The organism is Hafnia sp. CBA7124 (assembly GCF_002355555.1).
Lineage (GTDB): Bacteria > Pseudomonadota > Gammaproteobacteria > Enterobacterales > Enterobacteriaceae > Hafnia > Hafnia alvei.
In genome coordinates, this window is sequence record NZ_AP017469.1 from 580,405 (window position 1) to 597,786 (window position 17,382).

Consider the following 17,382-nt stretch of genomic DNA (forward strand, 5'->3'; position numbering starts at 1 on the left):
CCTTTGAAATACGTTTTATCGGCGTATCATGCTTGGCGATTGAGGGTGACAACCTCAAGACAGTTCCCCGGTCGGGGGCTGCAATAACAAGGGGATACTTCATGTCTTGGTTAAACTTCAAACAGCAATACCTCATAAAATTCTGGGCACCGCTCCCTGCGGTTATTGCCGCGGGTGTTTTATCGACTTACTACTTTGGCATCACCGGCACGTTCTGGGCTGTGACAGGGGAATTTACCCGCTGGGGCGGGCATGTATTACAGCTATTCGGCGCTCATCCTGAGCAATGGGGTTATTTTAAAGTGATTGGGCTTGAGGGCTCACCGCTGGATCGCATTGATGGCATGATGGTTATCGGCATGTTCGGTGGCTGTTTCGCTGCCGCGCTGTGGGCTAATAACGTCAAACTGCGTATGCCACAGCATCGTATCCGTATCTTTCAGGCTGTGTTGGGTGGCATGATCGCTGGTTTTGGCGCACGTTTAGCGATGGGCTGTAACCTTGCGGCGTTCTTTACCGGAATTCCTCAGTTCTCTCTTCATGCATGGTTCTTTGCATTAGCAACGGCGGTGGGTTCCTATTTCGGTGCTCGTTTCACGTTGCTACCAATGTTCCGCATTCCGGTTAAATTACAGAAAGTCAGCGCGGCGTCTCCGCTAACGCAGAAACCGGCTCAGGCTAAACGTCGTTTTCGTTTAGGCATGATCATTTTCTTGGCGGTGATCCTTTGGGGTGGTTTAACCGCGATGAATGCGCCTAAGCTAGGCTTAGCCATGCTATTTGGTGTAGGTTTTGGTTTGCTGATCGAACGTGCTCAAATTTGCTTTACCTCAGCATTCCGCGATTTATGGATCACTGGCCGCACTCATATGGCCAAGGCTATCATCATTGGTATGGCGGTGAGCGCTATCGGTATTTTCAGCTATGTGCAAATGGGGCTGCCACCAAAAATTATGTGGGCAGGACCAAATGCGGTACTGGGTGGTCTACTGTTTGGCTTCGGTATTGTACTGGCTGGCGGCTGTGAAACTGGCTGGATGTATCGTGCGGTTGAAGGGCAGGTACATTTCTGGTGGGTTGGTTTTGGTAATATTTTGGGCGCAACCATTTTGGCTTATTACTGGGACGATTTGGCGCCATCTTTAGCAACGTCATACGACAAAGTGAATCTGCTGCAAACCTTTGGCCCGCTGGGTGGATTGCTGGTGACTTACCTTATGCTGCTGGCGGCATTTTTGTTGGTTGTAGCATGGGAAAAACGTTTCTTTCGCACTAAAACTCAGGTGAACAACGCTGTTAAGGAGATCGCATGAAACACGCAGAGATTATTCCAGACTATCGTTTAGATATGGTTGGTGAGCCGTGTCCGTACCCTGCGGTCGCCACATTAGAAGCGATGCCCAATCTGAAGCCAGGTGAGATTTTAGAAGTGGTGAGCGATTGCCCTCAGTCTATTAATAACATCCCGCTGGATGCCAAGAATCACGGTTACACTGTGCTCGACATCCAACAAGATGGCCCAACCATCCGCTATCTCATTCAGCGATAAACCTGCGCTGGCTAAGGCGCATTAGGTGCCTTAGCCAATCAGTTCAGGAATGCTCAGATGGGGTTTGATGTCGGCAACAATCTCAAAAGATCTCAGACGCGCCTGATGGTCAAAAATCTGCCCGTTAACCATAATTTCATCCGCCTGAGTCTCTCGTAGTAACGCTTCCAATCCGCTCTTCACCTGAGTGGGATCGCCCACCACAGACATTCTAAGCGCCTGTTCAACGCCGTACTGCTCACCGCCGCTCCAATAGCCGGAGATATCTTGTACTGGAGCAGGTAAAGGCCCCGGTTTGCCACGACGAAGATTAATAAACTGCTGCTGCATTGAGGTAAACAGGAAGCGTGCGTCACGTTCGCTATCGGCGGCGACCACGTTGATGCAGACAATCGCGTATGGCTTAGCTAACGTCGCCGATGGTTGGAACTGACTACGGTAAAGCGCTAATGCCTGATGCAGCATATCGGGGGCGAAGTGTGAGGCGAAGGCAAAGGGTAATCCGAGCTTCGCGGCCAGCTGCGCGCTGTAAAGGCTTGAGCCCAACAACCAGATAGGAATGTGCAAACCTTGCCCAGGAACGGCTTGTACATGCTGACCCTCGATCACTTCATCAAAGTAGCGCTGTAGTTCGAGCACGTCTTGAGGGAAATCATCAATTTCTCCGTGAAGGCTGCGACGTAGAGCCATCATGGTTCTCTGGTCGGAACCTGGGGCACGGCCTAACCCCAAATCAATACGCCCCGGATAGAGAGACTCGAGCGTGCCAAACTGTTCGGCAATCACCAGCGGGGCATGGTTGGGGAGCATCACGCCGCCTGAACCAACGCGAATGGTTTTGGTTCCGCCAGCGATATAACCAATCAGCACTGACGTAGCGGCGCTCGCGATGCCGGTCATGTTGTGATGCTCAGCTAGCCAGTAGCGATGAAAACCCCAGTTCTCAGCATGCTGGGCCAGACTCAGCGAACGATGAAATGCATCACGAGCTGTTGCCCCTGTAGGGATTGGAGACAGGTCGAGAACTGAAAAGGGTACGGAACGAGAAGTCATAACATTATTCCTATTAATAGACCAATCGGTCTGGTTTTAGGTTGATGTTAATCATATGTGATAATTAATCAATAGCTGGTTGTGGATTAGCGTGCTATTTCAATGGGGGAGTTTGAGTCAAAATCAAAGCCTGAATCGCTTATTCAGAAAATCTAGTTTAATATTCCAACTGTTTTCATTTATTCAACAAACTACAGAGCAAACGACTGATGCGAGAGTTCTTATCGTTTATTGTGTGATAACCATCATATTAGTAGGGCTTTGTTCTTTGTTTTTCCACTCCCGCCAACTTGCTGTATATCACAAAAATTTCCTATGCCGTTAAGGCGTTACATCTTTGGTTATGACGCATAAAATGAAATTTCCATATTATTCATATAATTAGGATTTTTCATATTTGCATTCAGGTCAGTGCTTTTATAAAACCGTATTTTTAGAGTTAAATTTTTAGTTTTATTCTCTTTTGGGAGAATATTTTTCTCACAAACTGCCATTATGGGGGACGTAGTTGAAAAAATATTCTCCCTTGGCCGGCGTATCATTTCTGCATAATAAAAAGCCTGCATATTACGTCTGTACATTAAAAAGAAAATAAAACCTACACATAAAAATACCCAAAATATTGAGAACTGCGTCGAGACGGTAGTGAACTATCGCACTTAGCAATAATGCAGTTTGAAGTATGACGGGATATGGCGAGCGAGAATTATTATGGAAACAGCATCAGAGAATAGCAGTATCGTTGTGAACGATCTTTCTGCCAATAGTCGTGGAGGCATGTCCGAAAGCGAATGGCGTGAGGCCATCAAGTTTGATAGCACGGACGCCGGTTGGATCATTATGAGTATCGGCATGGCAATTGGCGCCGGTATTGTCTTTTTACCGGTTCAGGTGGGGCTAATGGGATTATGGGTTTTCTTACTCTCTTCCATTATTGGTTACCCTGCGATGTATTTATTCCAGCGTTTATTCATTAATACCTTAGCTGAATCTCCAGAGTGTAAAGACTATCCGAGTGTAATCAGCGGATACTTGGGCAAAAACTGGGGTATTTTATTAGGCGCATTATATTTCGTCATGTTGGTTATTTGGATGTTCGTTTATTCAACGGCGATTACTAATGATAGTGCATCCTATTTACATACTTTTGGTGTGACGGACGGGCTTCTTTCTGAAAACCCATTTTATGGACTGGTGCTGATTTGTATTTTGGTTGCCATTTCATCTCGTGGTGAAAAGCTATTATTTAAGCTCTCCAGTTTTATGGTTCTGACAAAGCTTTTAGTAGTGGCCGCGTTAGGTGTCTCGATGGTGGGTATGTGGCATCTGTACAATGCAGGAGCGTTACCGCCGATGGGGTTGCTGATCAAAAATGCCATCATCACGTTGCCGTTTACTCTAACGTCTATTCTGTTTATTCAAACTCTTAGCCCGATGGTGATTTCTTACCGCTCTAAAGAAAAATCACGCGAGGTTGCTCGCCATAAAGCGCTGCGAGCAATGAACATTGCCTTTGGTGTTCTATTCGTCACGGTATTCTTTTATGCAGTCTCTTTCACCTTGGCGATGGGCCACGACGAAGCGGTTAAAGCCTACGAGCAAAACATATCGGCTCTCGCCATTGCCGCGCAATTCTTTCCTGGGAGTTGGGCAACGGTAGTCAGCGTTATTCTGAATATCTTTGCCGTAATGACCGCTTTCTTTGGCGTCTACTTAGGCTTCCGTGAGGCAACGCAGGGTATTGTGATGAACATTCTGCGTCGTCGTATGCCTGCCGAAAAGATCAATGAAAAATGGGTTCAGAATGGAATTATGTTGTTCGCCATTCTATTGGCTTGGAGTGCCATCATTCTTAACGCGCCAGTATTAAGTTTTACTTCCATCTGTAGTCCGATATTTGGGATGGTGGGCTGCTTAATTCCTGCTTATTTGGTCTACAAAGTACCTGCTTTGCATAAATATAAAGGCACTTCGCTGACCATTATTATCATTACTGGGCTGCTGTTATGTGTTTCTCCATTCCTAGCCTTCTCCTAATAAATTAAAACTGAATATTTTTGTAGTCTTGTTATTAAGGTCTGAATTATGAGCAAGTATGAAAGCGAAAATCTGTTGTGTACCGAATCACGCGATGAATTATGGAATGAGTTTATTCGCGCGGTACAGCAAGAAGTTAAGCCCGCGGTAGGCTGTACAGAGCCAGTCTCTTTAGCACTGGCTGCCGCCGTTGCCGCTTCATATCTTCCTGAATCCGTTGAACGTATCGAAGCACGCGTTTCGCCTAATCTGATGAAAAATGGTATGGGCGTTACCGTGCCAGGTACGGGGATGGTTGGGCTGCCGATTGCCGCGGCTGTAGGGGCAATCGGTGGTGATGCCAACGCAGGGTTGGAAGTGCTCAAACATGCAACGCCAGAGTCTATAGCGGCAGGGAAGTCGCTTCTGGCGAGCGGTGCCGTTACCGTGGGTATCCAACAACCGTGCGAGCACATTCTATTCTCTCAGGTCACGGTGTTTGGCCCAACGGAGTCAGTCTGTGTCACGATTGCCGATGGCCATACCAATGTGATCAAAATTGCCAAAAACGGTGAGGTGCTGTTTGATGCTTGCCATAGCGCAGAGAACAGCGACGAAGCGCTTTGCCAAGAAGGTTATTGCCTGAAAAAAGCATCGCTAAAGCAGGTATTTGATTTTGCGATTAACGTGCCGTTGGAGCGCATCCATTTTATTCTGGAAGCCGCCACGCTGAATAAGGCGCTGTCGCTAGAGGGCCTCAGCAACCAATATGGCTTGCATATCGGCGCGACGCTACAGCGCCAGCGTGAACGCGGCTTATTAGCGCGTGATTTACTCACCGATATCATGATCCGTACTTCTTCGGCTTCTGATGCGCGCATGGGCGGCGCGGTAATGCCGGCCATGAGTAATTCAGGATCGGGTAATCAGGGCATTGCGGCCACTATGCCAGTGGTGGTGGTGGCTGAGTACCTCGGTGCTAGCGAAGAGCAGCTAACGCGTGCGTTAATGCTGTCACATCTCACGGCAATCTATATCCATAGCCAACTGCCAACGCTGTCAGCGCTTTGTGCCGCAACCACGGCATCAATGGGGGCGGCGGCGGGGATCGCATGGTTGATTGAAGGGCGCTATGAAACGGTAGCCATGGCAATTAGCAGCATGATTGGTGACGTGAGCGGCATGATTTGTGATGGCGCATCGAATAGTTGTGCGATGAAAGTATCAACCAGCGTGTCAGCTGCCTATAAAGCCGTGCTGATGGCGCTGGACAACAGCTGTGTAACGGGCAATGAAGGCATCGTGACCGATGATGTAGACCGCTCGATTGCGAATCTCTGCGCATTAGCCTGCCACTCGATGCAGCAAACAGATACGCAGATTATCGAGATCATGGCTAAAAAAGCTTCATAACAGTGAGTGAGCATGGCTAGTATAAAAATGGGAGCCTTGGCTCCCATTTTTGCTGATAAACAGAGGGTTACTGAACCAGTTCGAGCCCAGCAACGCGCTGCCAATAGCCGTTACAGTCGGCACGATTTTCCAACGTTAATGGTTGAGTGCCTCGTTCATTAGCGCGGAACTGGCTCAGCACGCTGAGCGTATCCATACTCTCTGGCGATAGACGCACGATGTCGACCAATCCCTGCATTTCTAGCTGGTTATTACCGAGGTTATAACAATATCCGCTTTGGGTCTGAATGCCGTTAAGCACGAAAACCTGCTGATTTTCTTGCGATAACACGCGGCGACCTTGAGGGTATTTGATGCAGCAAGTTTCACACTGATCTTTAGGCAAATCTTCCGAACGCGCGGTAAAGCAACGGGCAGAATAGGCTAGAGGTAGATGGCCATAGCTCAGCACCTCCACTTCAAACTTATTGCGGATGCCCAGATCTTCGCACTGTGCCATCACGTTTTTAAGCCAGTCGTGAGAAAGCTCAACCGGCATACACCAACGCATCATGCCCTGTTTGTGTAATAAGCGCAGCGTGACGGCGTTGTAGCAGTTCAGCGCATGTCCCGCCACAAACGGTAATTTGCGTTCGGCGGCCATGTTTACCGTGCCCAGATCGTTGGCTTCAATCAGGAAATCACCGTTTTCAACATAGCGTTTCAGCTCATTAAGCTCGGAAGGTGCCTGCAATAACGCAAGCGTTGAGATAACAACCTGTTTGCCCGACTGTGCCACCTGTTTGGCGACGTCCAGCCAATCAGCCACTTTCATTTCACGACGCTTCGAACACACGGTTTCACCGAGATAGATAATATCGGCTTCGCTTTGCGTCGCGGCTTGGTAAAAACGTTCAATTTCGGCTTTTGGCCAGTAATAGAGCACGGCTCCTAGAGAATATTTCATGCTTTCAGCTCCTTACTGCCATTTCCGGTGATAGGCACCCAATGTGGTTTGAGTTCCTTCGGCCATTGCGCCAAGGCTATCCATCCAGCTTTGCTCGGCTTTATAGCCTTCTGGGTCTTTCTGGCAGCGATCGATGGCCTGACGCCATACTTTCGCCACTTGGCTTACATAGGCAGGGCTACGCTGACGGCCTTCAATTTTCACCGAGGCAATATTTGCACCCAGTAAATCAGGCAGAAGCTCAAGGGTATTCAGACTAGTAGGCTCTTCAAGCGCATGATATTTCTCGCCATCAACCATATAACGGCCCTTACACAGCGTTGGATAACCGGCGTTCTCGCCATCTTCATAGCGATCGATAAGCACGTCATTCAGGCGTGATTCCATACCTTGAGGGGTTTGCTGCCAGCGCACATAGCGAGCTGGAGAGCAGGCTCCAACGGTGTTAGGTGACTCGCCGGTGAGATAGGACGACAGGTAACAGCGCCCTTCGGCCATAATGCACAGGCTGCCAAAAGCAAAGACTTCCAGCGGAACTTCGCTGGTGCGTGCCAGCTGTTTCACCTGATGGATCGACAGCACGCGCGGTAGTACCACACGCGACACGTCAAAGTGCTGTTTATAGAAACGGATGGCTTCATCATTGGTTGCCGAAGCCTGAACGGACACGTGACGTTCCACGTGCGGATAGCGCTCGGCGGCATATTCGAGCATAGCGAGATCGGCTAAAATCAGCGCATCGGCTCCCAGCTGTGCGGCCATATCTACGGCACGTTCCCAGCGGGCATAGCCGTTAGGGTGGGCAAAGGTGTTAATCGCGATGTGCAATTTGCGGTTGTGGCGGTGCACATAGCTAACGGCTTCCTGAAGTTTTTTCTCGGTGAAGTTCAAGCCAGCGAAATGCCGTGCATTGGTATCATCTTTTAAACCGATATAAACGGCGTCTGCGCCGTTATCGATCGCTGCCTTCAGGGCAGGTAAATTTCCGGCGGGGCAAAGCAACTCCATATATCATTCCTGAACAAGCCACGTTAGCGATGAGTGGCAATTAATGACAACAGGTGATCGGTTGAACCCTGAGTGATAATTTTAATGGCGATCATTCTAGATAACCCATTCATCAGCCGTTTTGATTTGAGGCAGTTTCTCGCGTGTTGACAGCAGCAACATGGCGGTTATTCTTTACCCAAATTATTTTCGCGCTCTATGCGTGCCAAACTAATAAGGGTTCGTTTTGTTGATATAGCGCGCTGTCTTGCGCTGTTAATGTGGCAAAATACCCGCACCCGTATCAAAAGGAGTTATTCCAGTGTTGGAAAAATTACGAGCACGTTTAGTGCGTCAAGGCCCGGCGTTTTTAAGCGTCCCGTTAAAATTCACGCCGTTTGCTTTACAACGACAGGTGCTGGAACAACTGCTGGGCTGGCAATTTCGTCAGGCGCTTGAGGATGATGAGCTTGAATTTCTGGAAGATCGTTGGCTGAAGGTCGAAGTACGCGATCTTGGCTTAAAGTGGTTTGTCACCGTTAACCAAGGCAAACTACAGGTCAGCCAGCATCAAGAGGCTGATGTCAGCTTCAGCGCAGATGCCAACGATTTGATTCTGATTGCGGCACGTAAAGAAGATCCTGATACGCTATTTTTCCAACGCCGCTTACGTATTGAAGGGGATACTGAGCTTGGCTTATATGTCAAAAACTTGATGGATGCGATAGATTTAGATGCCATGCCTAAGCCGCTGCGTTTTGGTCTGTTACAGTTGGCTGAATTTGTTGATGCAGGTATGAAAGAAGCATCACCGCCCGCTACCCAAGAGGTTTCACCATGCTAATTCGCGTTGAAATTCCTGTTGATGCTGCTGGTATCGATCAGCTGCTACGCAACGCGTTCCCAACCAGTGAAGAAGCGGAGCTTGTACATCGTCTGCGTGAGGATGGGCTGCTAACGCTAGGCGTTGTTGCTACCGATGAAGAGGGCGGCGTGGTTGGATACGCGGCTTTCAGCCCGGTTTATGTTGATGGTGAAGACCGCCAATGCGTAGGCCTTGCTCCGGTGGTGGTGGATGAAGCTCACCGTCGTCAGGGGCTGGCAGAAAAAATCATTTATGAAGGGTTAGACTCCCTGAATGAATTTGGTTATTCCGCCGTTGTCGTGCTCGGTGAACCGGCCTATTTCAGCCGTTTTGGTTTTCAGAATGCCGCAGAACATGGCTTGCGTAGCAGACTTCCGGGCACTGAAGCGTCGTTTCAGGTTTACCCATTAGCCGATGGTGAAATGGAAAACTGCAAAGGGGTGGTTGAGTATTCAGCCCCGTTTGGACGCGGCTGAGTTTGAAACCTCTGGATGCTCCCCATTTTCAGGGAGTATCCAGAGTTTATAAGGCAAAACTAGGCGGCTTCTGTCTCAACGGTTTTTTGATTGCGATTGACCGCAACTTTAAACAGCCAATATATCAAGCTGGCGGCAAGCAACGAATTGATCGTTGGAATACCCCACTCGGTAACCAACCCCACAACACTCCCGACAATACTGGCGATAATAGCCGCCCAACCAATAACCGGTGTTTGGCTGTCATCCGGCAGTTTTCCTTCAGCTCGAGTCTTATCCAAAATATGGCGATGAGAACGCAGGATAAAATAGTCCACCAGCATAATGCCGATAATCGGTGGGAAAACTACGCCCAGCACGGTCAGGAAATCAACAAAGCGATCCAGAATACCCAGCACGGAAAGCGTGGTGCCTAATACACCAATGACCAATGTGGTAGAGATGTATTTCAGCTTCTTGCCGGTCAGTCCTTCGACCGCATTCACGATGCCGAGTGAAGACGAGTAGAGGTTGAGATCGTTAACTCTTAACGTTGAGAACACGACGACCAGTAGACCCGCACCGCCCGCGGCTTGTGCCATGATCGTCACTACGTCCGCGGTGCCTAAGGTTTTGGCAATCAGAATCGCCAACCCATTGATGATAAACTCACCAGCAACGATGGTGGCGATAGTGACGCCCAACACATGCTTTTTGTTTTTAGAGTAACGCGTTAAATCGGGCGTCATCAGGCTGGCGACAATCGCGCCACCCACGACGATAGTAATACCGGCGCTGATAGATAGCGGTTCACCGTGCGGTGCCAGTTGCATGATTTCAGGCAAATTATGCCCAGATAAAACATGAAAGGATATATAGGCGACCAGCAGAATAAACATCGGCACGGCGATTCTGGCTGCAATGCGCAAAGCTTTGAAACCAAATGCGACCAATATGGTGAGGAAGCTGCCGGATAGGGCGGCGGCCCAGCCAAAGCCCAGCTTGTGGCCGAGAGCAAAGTCCAAGGATTTGGCAAAAATGGCATTTTGGATCCCAAACCAGCCGAGCAAACTGACGGCGACTACCACGCCGATCAGCACTGAGCCCAAACGACCAAAACCACACCAGCGCGCCAACAGGCTGCCGGATATCCCTTCGCGCATTCCCGCTAAACCCAAGCCATAGGTGACAACGCCAAATATGACGCTGCCGATCAAGATGGCCGTAAATGCATCCGTTAGCGACATGGAATTACCCAATACCGCGCCCAGCATGAACTGATCTAGTGCGGTCAACATACCCATATGAACGATAGCGACGCTTAAAAATGAAACCCTTTTATCCTGTGGCACTCTGCTCAATGGATAATCTTCAATTTTGATCACGATAAGGTATACCCTTGTTGTTTAGATAAACTGAATCCCTTTTGCCACTAACCGGTCGGGAATATAATTATCCAAGTGCGCAACTTTGCAAAACTCCTCAAATTGTTGCTGCGTATGGACATCAGATTTTTGGTAAATGGTGTATATTCTGTTTTCTATTGTTTTGGTGCTGATGTTATATATTTTTGCGATTTCTTTAACCGAGCGTCGTTGCAACATTAAAAATATAACGTCTAATTCTGAACGAGTGAACGTTGTATTATTAATTTCAGTGGTGAGGATGCTGGGTTTCTGTTGGTTTATATATTTGAACGGAGATAGGCTATTAAGCGGTTTGGCGTTCCACATCACACCGATTAATTCTTTTTTCTCATTAAAAATAGGCAATTTTTCACTGATATAAGGCATGAGAAATTCTTTCCCGTACCAGTAATGTGTTTCTATTACTGTGACGCGATCCTGAGATTCTTCAGTTCTTTTATCGTGCTCTATAAATTCAGGAGAGAGCTCAGCCCAATGGGCGGGGAATTCATCGTCCCTTTTACCTTCGATATCGAAATTAAGGGGGATATTGGTATAGAGATAAGCTGCCTGATTCATATAGACATGGCGAGAGTGCAGATCTTTGATGCCCCACGGTTCACTCAAGTGTTCCATCATGGCAATCAGGCCCTTGAAATAAATGTCATTATTTTTGTCGGGCAAATCCATGACAACCTCTCCGCTCAAGAATGTATTAGAGTTCTTTTGCTAGATAGTGCCGAGTAAATCTGTGGGCATACCCGCCTAAATCACCATATACACGATAGCCTAATTTTTCATAAAAACCTCTGGCTTGGAAATCGAAAGTATCGACATAAGCCATGTGGCAACCGCGCTTTAGCGCCTCTTTTTCAGCATTTTCCATCAGTTGGCGACCATATCCACTTTTACGGTATTCGTCGCTGACCCACAGATATTGAACTTCAAGTCCGCCCCACCAAGTTCTTGCCACCAAACCCGCAACGATTTTCCCTGCATCGTCGGTGATGGTTAAAAATAGCGGATGAATATCGACGGCTTCGGTTTTGCTATTGTGCGCCCAGAGACTGTCAATGACATACTCTTCATCCTGCGGGTTTGGCGCATCCGTAATATTGATGTTCATGGTGAAAGATACCTTTGCGTGTAAATAATTAGGGTTGTAATTAAAAGAATTGAGCTAAACCAATTTTAGTATCACTTTTATTAAAGTGTTTCAAGGGTGGTTTTCACCCGTTCACGGATTGATGCTCAGTGTTTATATTGAATGTGACAGAGTTAAATAAATAACGACGTGCCTCGTAACCTTCGCTGTTTGTGGCGCTCTGTCTGAAGATGCTGATTTCGCCTCACCAGGGCGCTATAAAGAAAAACCAGCCGTTTTTTACGGCTCCACCGCTAGAGCAACAGTCAATTGCCAAAGGGGAGCCGCATATTTTTTCCTGCATTAATAAACTTTCTTGTTTATTTACGCTATCCCAAACCATTCCTCGAGTAATTCTGGTCTTTCCGTCACCAATTTCTCTTTCTGTGCTTTATTCAGTTGTTTAATTCGATATTCCAACCGCAGAGCTTGCCCCCTCTCACCCACTAAGCATGAAAATGCTAACTGTAATGGCCCCTTGCCACGTAACGCCTTCGCGCCTGTACCATTCTGATGTTGCTGATAGCGGCGTTCCACGTCGGTGGTAATACCGGTATAAAGCGCGCCTGATGCGGTGCGTATGAGATAGAGATACCAGCGGGTTTCATGCGGTTCGGTAGTCATTAGGATTTAATCGGTTAGCCGTTTCATGACATTATACCCTTATCCATCACGGCCTGTGAGACCCACCCATGACGACTGATAAAGAGCATATTTGCCGCTTCCTGCATGCCCAGCATGTGTTAACGCTTGGAACCTGTTGGGAGGGGGAAATGTGGTGTGCCAACTGTTTCTACGTCTTTGATGAAGAGCGTATGGCGCTCTATTTCATGACGGAAACGCGCACCCGTCACGGTGGAATATTGCTTAAAAATCCTCGGGTCGCGGGAACCATCGCGCATCAAACCAAAACCATTGCGCTGATCCGTGGCCTGCAATTTTCTGGCGAGGCGGTGATATTAGAAGATGAAAATGAGCGTTTGGCGCGTAGCCGCTATTTTCAACACTTCCCCGCCGCTCGTTTAATGTCAGCGCCTATTTGGCAGCTTTCGCTCAACCAGATAAAAATGACGGACAACAAACTAGGCTTTGCGAAGAAAATTCGCTGGGAGCGAACCCCTGCGCAGGAATAACGGCGACATAATCATTATGACGACGGAAAAGTTAGATATATATCACTGAAACTAATTGCTTGAAGTCCTTACCTGTCGCTTTTCTCGCGTTATACTCAAGACAGGGAGGAAAACGGATGAAAATTTTATTGTTAGGCGCAACGGGTTTAGTCGGAAGTGAATTACTTAAACTTCTAGAACAGGATCCGGGCATCAGCAAGATCTATGCCCCAACGCGTAAGCCCTTACCGCCGTCAGAAAAACTGGTGAATCCGGTTGCAGACGATCTGTGCGCGACGATGGCAACATGGACGACCCCTATTGATATTGCATTTTGTTGCTTGGGTACTACGCGCAAAGATGCTGGCAGCGATGCCGCATTTCGCTATGTAGATTATACGCTGGTGGTTGAGTGTGGGTCGGTTGCGCTAAAAAATGGCTGCCAGCATTATTCAGTGGTGAGTGCGCTTGGCGCGAATCCACAGTCTTCGTTCCTCTATAGCCGCACGAAAGGGGAAATGGAGAAGGCGTTAGAGCTGCAAGCGTGGCAGCATCTCACGATAGTGCGTCCGTCAATGTTACAAGGCGACAGGCCAAAACCACGATTGTTAGAGCAAATTTCAGAACCCATCTTTAAGTTGTTGCCAGAGAAATGGAAAGCCGTGGAAGCTTCAGCCGTAGCGATGGCGATGCTGAAATCTGCACGTAACCCAGCGCCTTATCGCTTGCAGATCATCGAGTCAGAACAGATTCAAAAATATTCTCAATAGTTGCCACTCTCATCTGCGGTCAGCGCTAATCCATCTCTGGCCGCTTCAATACCTTCGGGAAGCGAATTTTCCAGCATCCACGCATCAAACTGATGGCTAATGTGGGTCAACCAAATTTTCTCGCAGCCTATCTGCTGTTTTAACGCTATTACCGTATTGAGATCGCTGTGGTTTTTCGGCGTGCTTGGGCGTGGCTCATGGCTACAGTCGATAATCATGATTTCAGGTGGTTGCTGGCATAAAAACTCTGCGCTAGCTTCGGGCAAGCCTGCGGTATCTGTCAGGTAGGCTATTCGATGATGAGGCGTTGCGAATAGATAACCAAAAGTGAGTTTTGAATGGTTGAGCGGAAGCGGGGTGATACTTAATCCTTGCAGTTGGATGGTTTCAAACGCCGTGAGCGTATGGTTGAAATCAAGTATGCCGGGATGCTTAAACAGATCGTCGCAGCCCATTTCATCCGGCGGCCCATAGACGGGAATGCTATCACCCACACCCCAGCGCAGCGGAAATAATCCCTGAACATGGTCCATATGGTAATGCGTTAGCAAAAACTGGCTAATTTGCTCAGGTGTAAACTGTTCGGTGAGATCGTGCAAACCTGCGTCAATCAGCGTTCGGCTGCCGTTATATTCCAGCATGGCGCTACAGGATTTTCGCCGATATTGCGGCTGCTCTCGGGCGCGCTGACAGACAATGCAATGACAGCCAAAAGCGGGTACCTGCTGTGCTCCGCCGGTGCCTAAAAATGTGAGAGTAAGCTTGGACATCGTTACTGATCCGACAGCGGTTTGACGAAGCGAAAGTGAGTGTGAAGATAGCCTTCACGCTGATAAAAACGATGCGCGTCATAACGCGTTGCGCGGGTAGACAGCTCGGTCTGCTCCGCCCCTAATTCACGTGCCGTATCTTCCGCCCAACGCAACAGCCGTTTACCCACGCCAGCGCCACGCGCCTGCGGCGTAATGATCAGCTCCTGAATTTCGGCAATCCAGTTGACGTGATGCAGATGATATTGCAGATGAAGGCTAATAAATCCCAGTACCTCGCCGTCCTGTGTGGCTAGCGCATAATGCATATTTGGATTGGCCAAATTGAGCGCATAGCCTTTGGCAAATGCGAGGCGGTCAAACTCACATTGCTCAAGTTCACACATCAGGTGATACACCGTGTTTTCATCCAGCGCGGTGGCGGGGCGTAAAATGATATGGGGAGAAGTCGTCTCTGGCATACAGAACCTCTACGTGATGGTGAAACAAAAAATTAAACGGAAACAGCAATAGTGCGCTCTACGAGGCGCAAAAACTCCCGCAACGTATGCTGCAAATCATCATTATTATTCAGATAGTCGCAGCGTGCGCTTTCCGGTAATTGATAATCCTGTGCACGTTGCAAACGCTGCTCTATTTGCAGCGGTGTTTCGCGCCCACGCGTTAATAATCGCTGGCGCAAGGTGGCTTGAGAAACTTGCAAACATACGGCCTGCATTCGATCACCGTAGCGTTCACGGGCGATAGGCAGATGGGCGCGAGAACCGTTGACCACCACGTTAATCCCTTGAGCCAGCCACTGATCTATTTCTATACCCAAGCCATAATAATGCTGATTAGCCTGCCAGTGCAGCGCAAAAAGTCCTTGGCTGCGCCGCTGTATAAACTCGTTCTCACTGAGCTCAATGTGGTTTTCCGAGCCTGCATGGCAGGCTCGGGTAATGTAGCGATGGGCGACGAGCAGCGGAGCAGTTTGCTGCTCGCGTAACGCCTGAAGCAAACTGTCTTTACCTGAGCCCGATGCGCCAACCAGATAAATTAATTTTGCCATTAGAACACCCGTATCCCTTCACGCCAGACGTGATTCACATGAATATGCTCGCCGTGGCGTTGAGCTAATACCAAATCCGCTCTTTTGCCTTCCGCAAGCACGCCGCGATCGGATAATCCCAGCGCTTTCGCCGGATTGCGCGTCACTAATGACATCGCCTGAGGCAGCGTAAACGTATTGTGCTCGCTGGCGGCGACGCAAAACGCGGCATCCAACAGGCTAGCGGGATAATAGTCGGAGGACAGAATGTCCAAGACGCCGAGCGAAGCCAATTCATGAGCCGCAACGTTGCCGGAATGCGAGCCGCCACGCACAATATTGGGGGCACCCATCATCACCTGCAAGCCGCGCTGATGTGATGCATGTGCCGCCTCTACCGTGGTGGGGAATTCGGCAATCACGCTGCCTAACTGATGTGATTCATCGGCATGTGCTTCGGTGGCATCATCATGGCTGGCGAGCGCAATACCGCGCGTGCGGCAGAGTTCAGCGATGGCGTGCCGATTAGGCTGTGACCAGCGCTCAGCATTTTCCAACTGTTCACGTTCATAGGCATCCATCTGCTCATCGCTGAGATGGTATTTGCCCTGAAAGTATTCGCGATATTTCTGCGGGTTGACGAATTGGCGCTGTCCGGGAGAGTGATCCATCAATGAAACCAGAGACACGCCGCGTTTCTCCACCAGTTGTTGAAACAGAGGAAGCGTGCTGTGATGGGGTAACTCGCAGCGCAAGTGTAGGCGATGTTCAGCGCGATTGACGCCGCGCTGCTGGCTGTCGATCACCGCGTTGATCATTTTTTCCAGATTATCTAAGCGATCGCCGCCGTCGCGCACGTCACCTAAGGCTACGGCATCAAGCACCGTGGTGATCCCGCTGGCAATCATCAGCGCATCGTGGCTGCTCATGGCAGAATGCGCAGGCCAGCTGACTTTGGGACGCGGAGTGAAAAACTTGTCCAAATTATCGGTATGTAGCTCAATTAAACCGGGCAGCAGCCAGCCGCCGTGGCCGTCTATGGCTTCGGGCAAACGGCTATCGCTATCGGCAAAGGCGCGGATCACGCCGTCTTGAACCTCAAGCGAACCTGCCACCACTTCATTTTCCAGCACCAGTTTTACATTGTTCACGATCATGGTTTTGCTCCGCTATTCAGTCATCACATGCAGACGATCTGCAACATGGTCGCGCACGGCTTCATCATGGAAGATCCCGACGATAGCGGCACCACGTGCTTTGGCTTGATCGATCAAACTCACCACCGCGGCGCTATTGGTGGTATCGAGCGACGCTGTAGGTTCATCGAGCAACAAAATGGGATAATCAACCACGAACCCACGGGCGATATTCACGCGCTGCTGCTCGCCGCCGGAAAAAGTGGAAGGTGCCAAATGCCAGAGGCGTTGGGGAACGTTGAGATGGGTTAACAACGCCGCCGCTTTTTGTTCGCAGGCCTGACGTTCGTAGCCCAGTTCAAGCATCGGCTGCATCACCACGTCTAATGCGCTAATGCGTGGGATCACGCGTAGAAACTGGCTGACCCAGCCGATCGTTTGGCGACGTACGGCGAGGATCTGCCTTGCTGGGGCTTGCACCATATCCAGCCATTCACCCTGATGTTGTACCCAGATGCTGCCTTCATCGGGCAGATAGTTAGCATAAAGCGATCGCAACAGCGTTGATTTGCCGCTGCCTGAATGACCGTGCAACACCACGCATTCACCGGCGTTCACTTCCAATGACGCGTCTGAAAGTACCGGCAGACGAATACTGTTTTGGTGATGCAGCACAAAGGTTTTACTCAGATTTTCTACGCGCAAGCGTGTTGTTATGGTCATGATTTTC

The 17,382-nt window shown here is 49.1% G+C and carries 20 protein-coding genes; 8 read left to right on the forward strand and 12 right to left on the reverse strand.

The features are described from left to right. Positions 1-101: 101 nt before the first annotated feature. Together yedE and yedF are read left to right on the forward strand one after the other, a co-directional pair. Complete coding sequence (gene yedE / locus CPY98_RS02715; protein ID WP_040046291.1) at positions 102-1,313, forward strand: selenium metabolism membrane protein YedE/FdhT; 1,212 nt, start codon at positions 102-104, stop codon at positions 1,311-1,313. Then, positions 1,310-1,549: a sulfurtransferase-like selenium metabolism protein YedF gene (gene yedF / locus CPY98_RS02720; RefSeq protein ID WP_025798870.1), complete on the forward strand. Its 240-nt coding sequence runs from the start codon at positions 1,310-1,312 to the stop codon at positions 1,547-1,549. The genes yedE and yedF overlap by 4 nt, the downstream gene beginning before the upstream one ends. Before the next feature lie 30 nt (positions 1,550-1,579). Here yedF and CPY98_RS02725 read toward each other — a convergent pair whose 3' ends face one another. After that, on the reverse strand, positions 1,580-2,602 hold the full coding sequence (locus CPY98_RS02725; protein WP_096386246.1) for a luciferase-like monooxygenase: 1,023 nt from the start codon (positions 2,600-2,602) through the stop codon (positions 1,580-1,582). 711 nt (positions 2,603-3,313) lie between these two features. Between CPY98_RS02725 and CPY98_RS02735 the strand changes: the two genes are divergently transcribed. Both CPY98_RS02735 and CPY98_RS02740 read left to right on the forward strand, forming a co-directional pair. Then, positions 3,314-4,639, forward strand: a complete 1,326-nt coding sequence (locus tag CPY98_RS02735; protein ID WP_046449766.1) for an amino acid permease — start codon at positions 3,314-3,316, stop codon at positions 4,637-4,639. Positions 4,640-4,714: 75 nt separating this feature from the next. Beyond that, the gene (locus CPY98_RS02740) at positions 4,715-6,031 is read left to right on the forward strand and encodes an L-serine ammonia-lyase, iron-sulfur-dependent, subunit alpha (RefSeq protein ID WP_172625167.1); all 1,317 of its coding nucleotides are present in this window, start codon (positions 4,715-4,717) and stop codon (positions 6,029-6,031) included. 67 nt (positions 6,032-6,098) lie between these two features. On the opposite strand, the gene CPY98_RS02745 is transcribed toward CPY98_RS02740, so the two are convergent. Then, the gene (locus CPY98_RS02745) at positions 6,099-6,977 is read right to left on the reverse strand and encodes a U32 family peptidase (protein WP_025798879.1); all 879 of its coding nucleotides are present in this window, start codon (positions 6,975-6,977) and stop codon (positions 6,099-6,101) included. Between the two features lie 12 nt (positions 6,978-6,989). Further along, positions 6,990-7,985, reverse strand: a complete 996-nt coding sequence (locus CPY98_RS02750) for a peptidase U32 family protein (RefSeq protein WP_096386253.1) — start codon at positions 7,983-7,985, stop codon at positions 6,990-6,992. Between the two features lie 301 nt (positions 7,986-8,286). Between CPY98_RS02750 and CPY98_RS02755 the strand changes: the two genes are divergently transcribed. Together CPY98_RS02755 and CPY98_RS02760 are read left to right on the forward strand one after the other, a co-directional pair. Then, positions 8,287-8,808 (forward strand): SCP2 domain-containing protein, encoded by a 522-nt coding sequence (locus CPY98_RS02755; protein ID WP_025798883.1) that lies wholly within the window; start codon positions 8,287-8,289, stop codon positions 8,806-8,808. Continuing rightward, positions 8,802-9,305, forward strand: coding sequence for a GNAT family N-acetyltransferase (locus CPY98_RS02760; protein ID WP_043490735.1), 504 nt, complete (start codon positions 8,802-8,804; stop codon positions 9,303-9,305). The genes CPY98_RS02755 and CPY98_RS02760 overlap by 7 nt, the downstream gene beginning before the upstream one ends. 59 nt (positions 9,306-9,364) lie before the next feature. On the opposite strand, the gene CPY98_RS02765 is transcribed toward CPY98_RS02760, so the two are convergent. From CPY98_RS02765 to CPY98_RS02780, 4 genes are all read right to left on the reverse strand, one after another. Beyond that, positions 9,365-10,669 (reverse strand): cytosine permease, encoded by a 1,305-nt coding sequence (locus CPY98_RS02765; RefSeq protein WP_096386256.1) that lies wholly within the window; start codon positions 10,667-10,669, stop codon positions 9,365-9,367. Positions 10,670-10,690: 21 nt separating this feature from the next. After that, positions 10,691-11,380: a PAS and helix-turn-helix domain-containing protein gene (locus tag CPY98_RS02770; RefSeq protein ID WP_043490740.1), complete on the reverse strand. Its 690-nt coding sequence runs from the start codon at positions 11,378-11,380 to the stop codon at positions 10,691-10,693. A gap of 25 nt (positions 11,381-11,405) precedes the next feature. Further along, positions 11,406-11,816, reverse strand: a complete 411-nt coding sequence (locus CPY98_RS02775; RefSeq protein WP_096386258.1) for a GNAT family N-acetyltransferase — start codon at positions 11,814-11,816, stop codon at positions 11,406-11,408. 342 nt (positions 11,817-12,158) lie between these two features. Beyond that, positions 12,159-12,458: a GIY-YIG nuclease family protein gene (locus tag CPY98_RS02780; protein ID WP_046449763.1), complete on the reverse strand. Its 300-nt coding sequence runs from the start codon at positions 12,456-12,458 to the stop codon at positions 12,159-12,161. Positions 12,459-12,526: 68 nt separating this feature from the next. On the opposite strand from CPY98_RS02780, the gene CPY98_RS02785 reads away from it, so the two are divergent. Then, positions 12,527-12,967 carry a YhbP family protein gene (locus CPY98_RS02785; protein WP_096386261.1) on the forward strand — a complete coding sequence of 147 codons (441 nt, stop codon included), beginning with the start codon at positions 12,527-12,529 and terminating at the stop codon, positions 12,965-12,967. Positions 12,968-13,083: 116 nt separating this feature from the next. Continuing rightward, positions 13,084-13,716 (forward strand): NAD(P)H-binding protein, encoded by a 633-nt coding sequence (locus CPY98_RS02790; protein WP_025798901.1) that lies wholly within the window; start codon positions 13,084-13,086, stop codon positions 13,714-13,716. Here the strand turns inward: CPY98_RS02790 and phnP are convergent. The 5 genes from phnP to phnL are packed head-to-tail and all read right to left on the reverse strand — an operon-like array spanning position 13,710 to position 17,375. Further along, positions 13,710-14,486 (reverse strand): phosphonate metabolism protein PhnP, encoded by a 777-nt coding sequence (gene phnP / locus CPY98_RS02795; RefSeq protein ID WP_096386263.1) that lies wholly within the window; start codon positions 14,484-14,486, stop codon positions 13,710-13,712. The genes CPY98_RS02790 and phnP overlap by 7 nt on opposite strands. A gap of 2 nt (positions 14,487-14,488) precedes the next feature. Next, entirely contained in the window at positions 14,489-14,947 is a 459-nt protein-coding gene (gene phnO, locus CPY98_RS02800) for an aminoalkylphosphonate N-acetyltransferase (RefSeq protein ID WP_038501940.1), read from the reverse strand. Between the two features lie 32 nt (positions 14,948-14,979). Beyond that, on the reverse strand, positions 14,980-15,537 hold the full coding sequence (phnN, locus tag CPY98_RS02805; RefSeq protein WP_096386266.1) for a ribose 1,5-bisphosphokinase: 558 nt from the start codon (positions 15,535-15,537) through the stop codon (positions 14,980-14,982). Beyond that, on the reverse strand, positions 15,537-16,673 hold the full coding sequence (gene phnM / locus CPY98_RS02810) for an alpha-D-ribose 1-methylphosphonate 5-triphosphate diphosphatase (protein WP_096386268.1): 1,137 nt from the start codon (positions 16,671-16,673) through the stop codon (positions 15,537-15,539). The genes phnN and phnM overlap by 1 nt, the downstream gene beginning before the upstream one ends. A gap of 12 nt (positions 16,674-16,685) precedes the next feature. Next, positions 16,686-17,375: a phosphonate C-P lyase system protein PhnL gene (gene phnL, locus CPY98_RS02815; RefSeq protein ID WP_046359411.1), complete on the reverse strand. Its 690-nt coding sequence runs from the start codon at positions 17,373-17,375 to the stop codon at positions 16,686-16,688. Between the last annotated feature and the right edge of the window lie 7 nt (positions 17,376-17,382).

Coding starts and splice junctions, on each gene's coding strand:
- yedE (WP_040046291.1), top strand. CDS start 102: ATGTCTTGGTTAAACTTCAAACAGCAATACCTCATAAAATTCTGGGCA.
- yedF (WP_025798870.1), top strand. CDS start 1,310: ATGAAACACGCAGAGATTATTCCAGACTATCGTTTAGATATGGTTGGT.
- CPY98_RS02725 (WP_096386246.1), bottom strand. CDS start 2,602: ATGACTTCTCGTTCCGTACCCTTTTCAGTTCTCGACCTGTCTCCAATC.
- CPY98_RS02735 (WP_046449766.1), top strand. CDS start 3,314: ATGGAAACAGCATCAGAGAATAGCAGTATCGTTGTGAACGATCTTTCT.
- CPY98_RS02745 (WP_025798879.1), bottom strand. CDS start 6,977: ATGAAATATTCTCTAGGAGCCGTGCTCTATTACTGGCCAAAAGCCGAA.
- CPY98_RS02750 (WP_096386253.1), bottom strand. CDS start 7,985: ATGGAGTTGCTTTGCCCCGCCGGAAATTTACCTGCCCTGAAGGCAGCG.
- CPY98_RS02760 (WP_043490735.1), top strand. CDS start 8,802: ATGCTAATTCGCGTTGAAATTCCTGTTGATGCTGCTGGTATCGATCAG.
- CPY98_RS02770 (WP_043490740.1), bottom strand. CDS start 11,380: ATGGATTTGCCCGACAAAAATAATGACATTTATTTCAAGGGCCTGATT.
- CPY98_RS02775 (WP_096386258.1), bottom strand. CDS start 11,816: ATGAACATCAATATTACGGATGCGCCAAACCCGCAGGATGAAGAGTAT.
- CPY98_RS02780 (WP_046449763.1), bottom strand. CDS start 12,458: ATGACTACCGAACCGCATGAAACCCGCTGGTATCTCTATCTCATACGC.
- CPY98_RS02785 (WP_096386261.1), top strand. CDS start 12,527: ATGACGACTGATAAAGAGCATATTTGCCGCTTCCTGCATGCCCAGCAT.
- CPY98_RS02790 (WP_025798901.1), top strand. CDS start 13,084: ATGAAAATTTTATTGTTAGGCGCAACGGGTTTAGTCGGAAGTGAATTA.
- phnP (WP_096386263.1), bottom strand. CDS start 14,486: ATGTCCAAGCTTACTCTCACATTTTTAGGCACCGGCGGAGCACAGCAG.
- phnO (WP_038501940.1), bottom strand. CDS start 14,947: ATGCCAGAGACGACTTCTCCCCATATCATTTTACGCCCCGCCACCGCG.
- phnN (WP_096386266.1), bottom strand. CDS start 15,537: ATGGCAAAATTAATTTATCTGGTTGGCGCATCGGGCTCAGGTAAAGAC.
- phnM (WP_096386268.1), bottom strand. CDS start 16,673: ATGATCGTGAACAATGTAAAACTGGTGCTGGAAAATGAAGTGGTGGCA.
- phnL (WP_046359411.1), bottom strand. CDS start 17,375: ATGACCATAACAACACGCTTGCGCGTAGAAAATCTGAGTAAAACCTTT.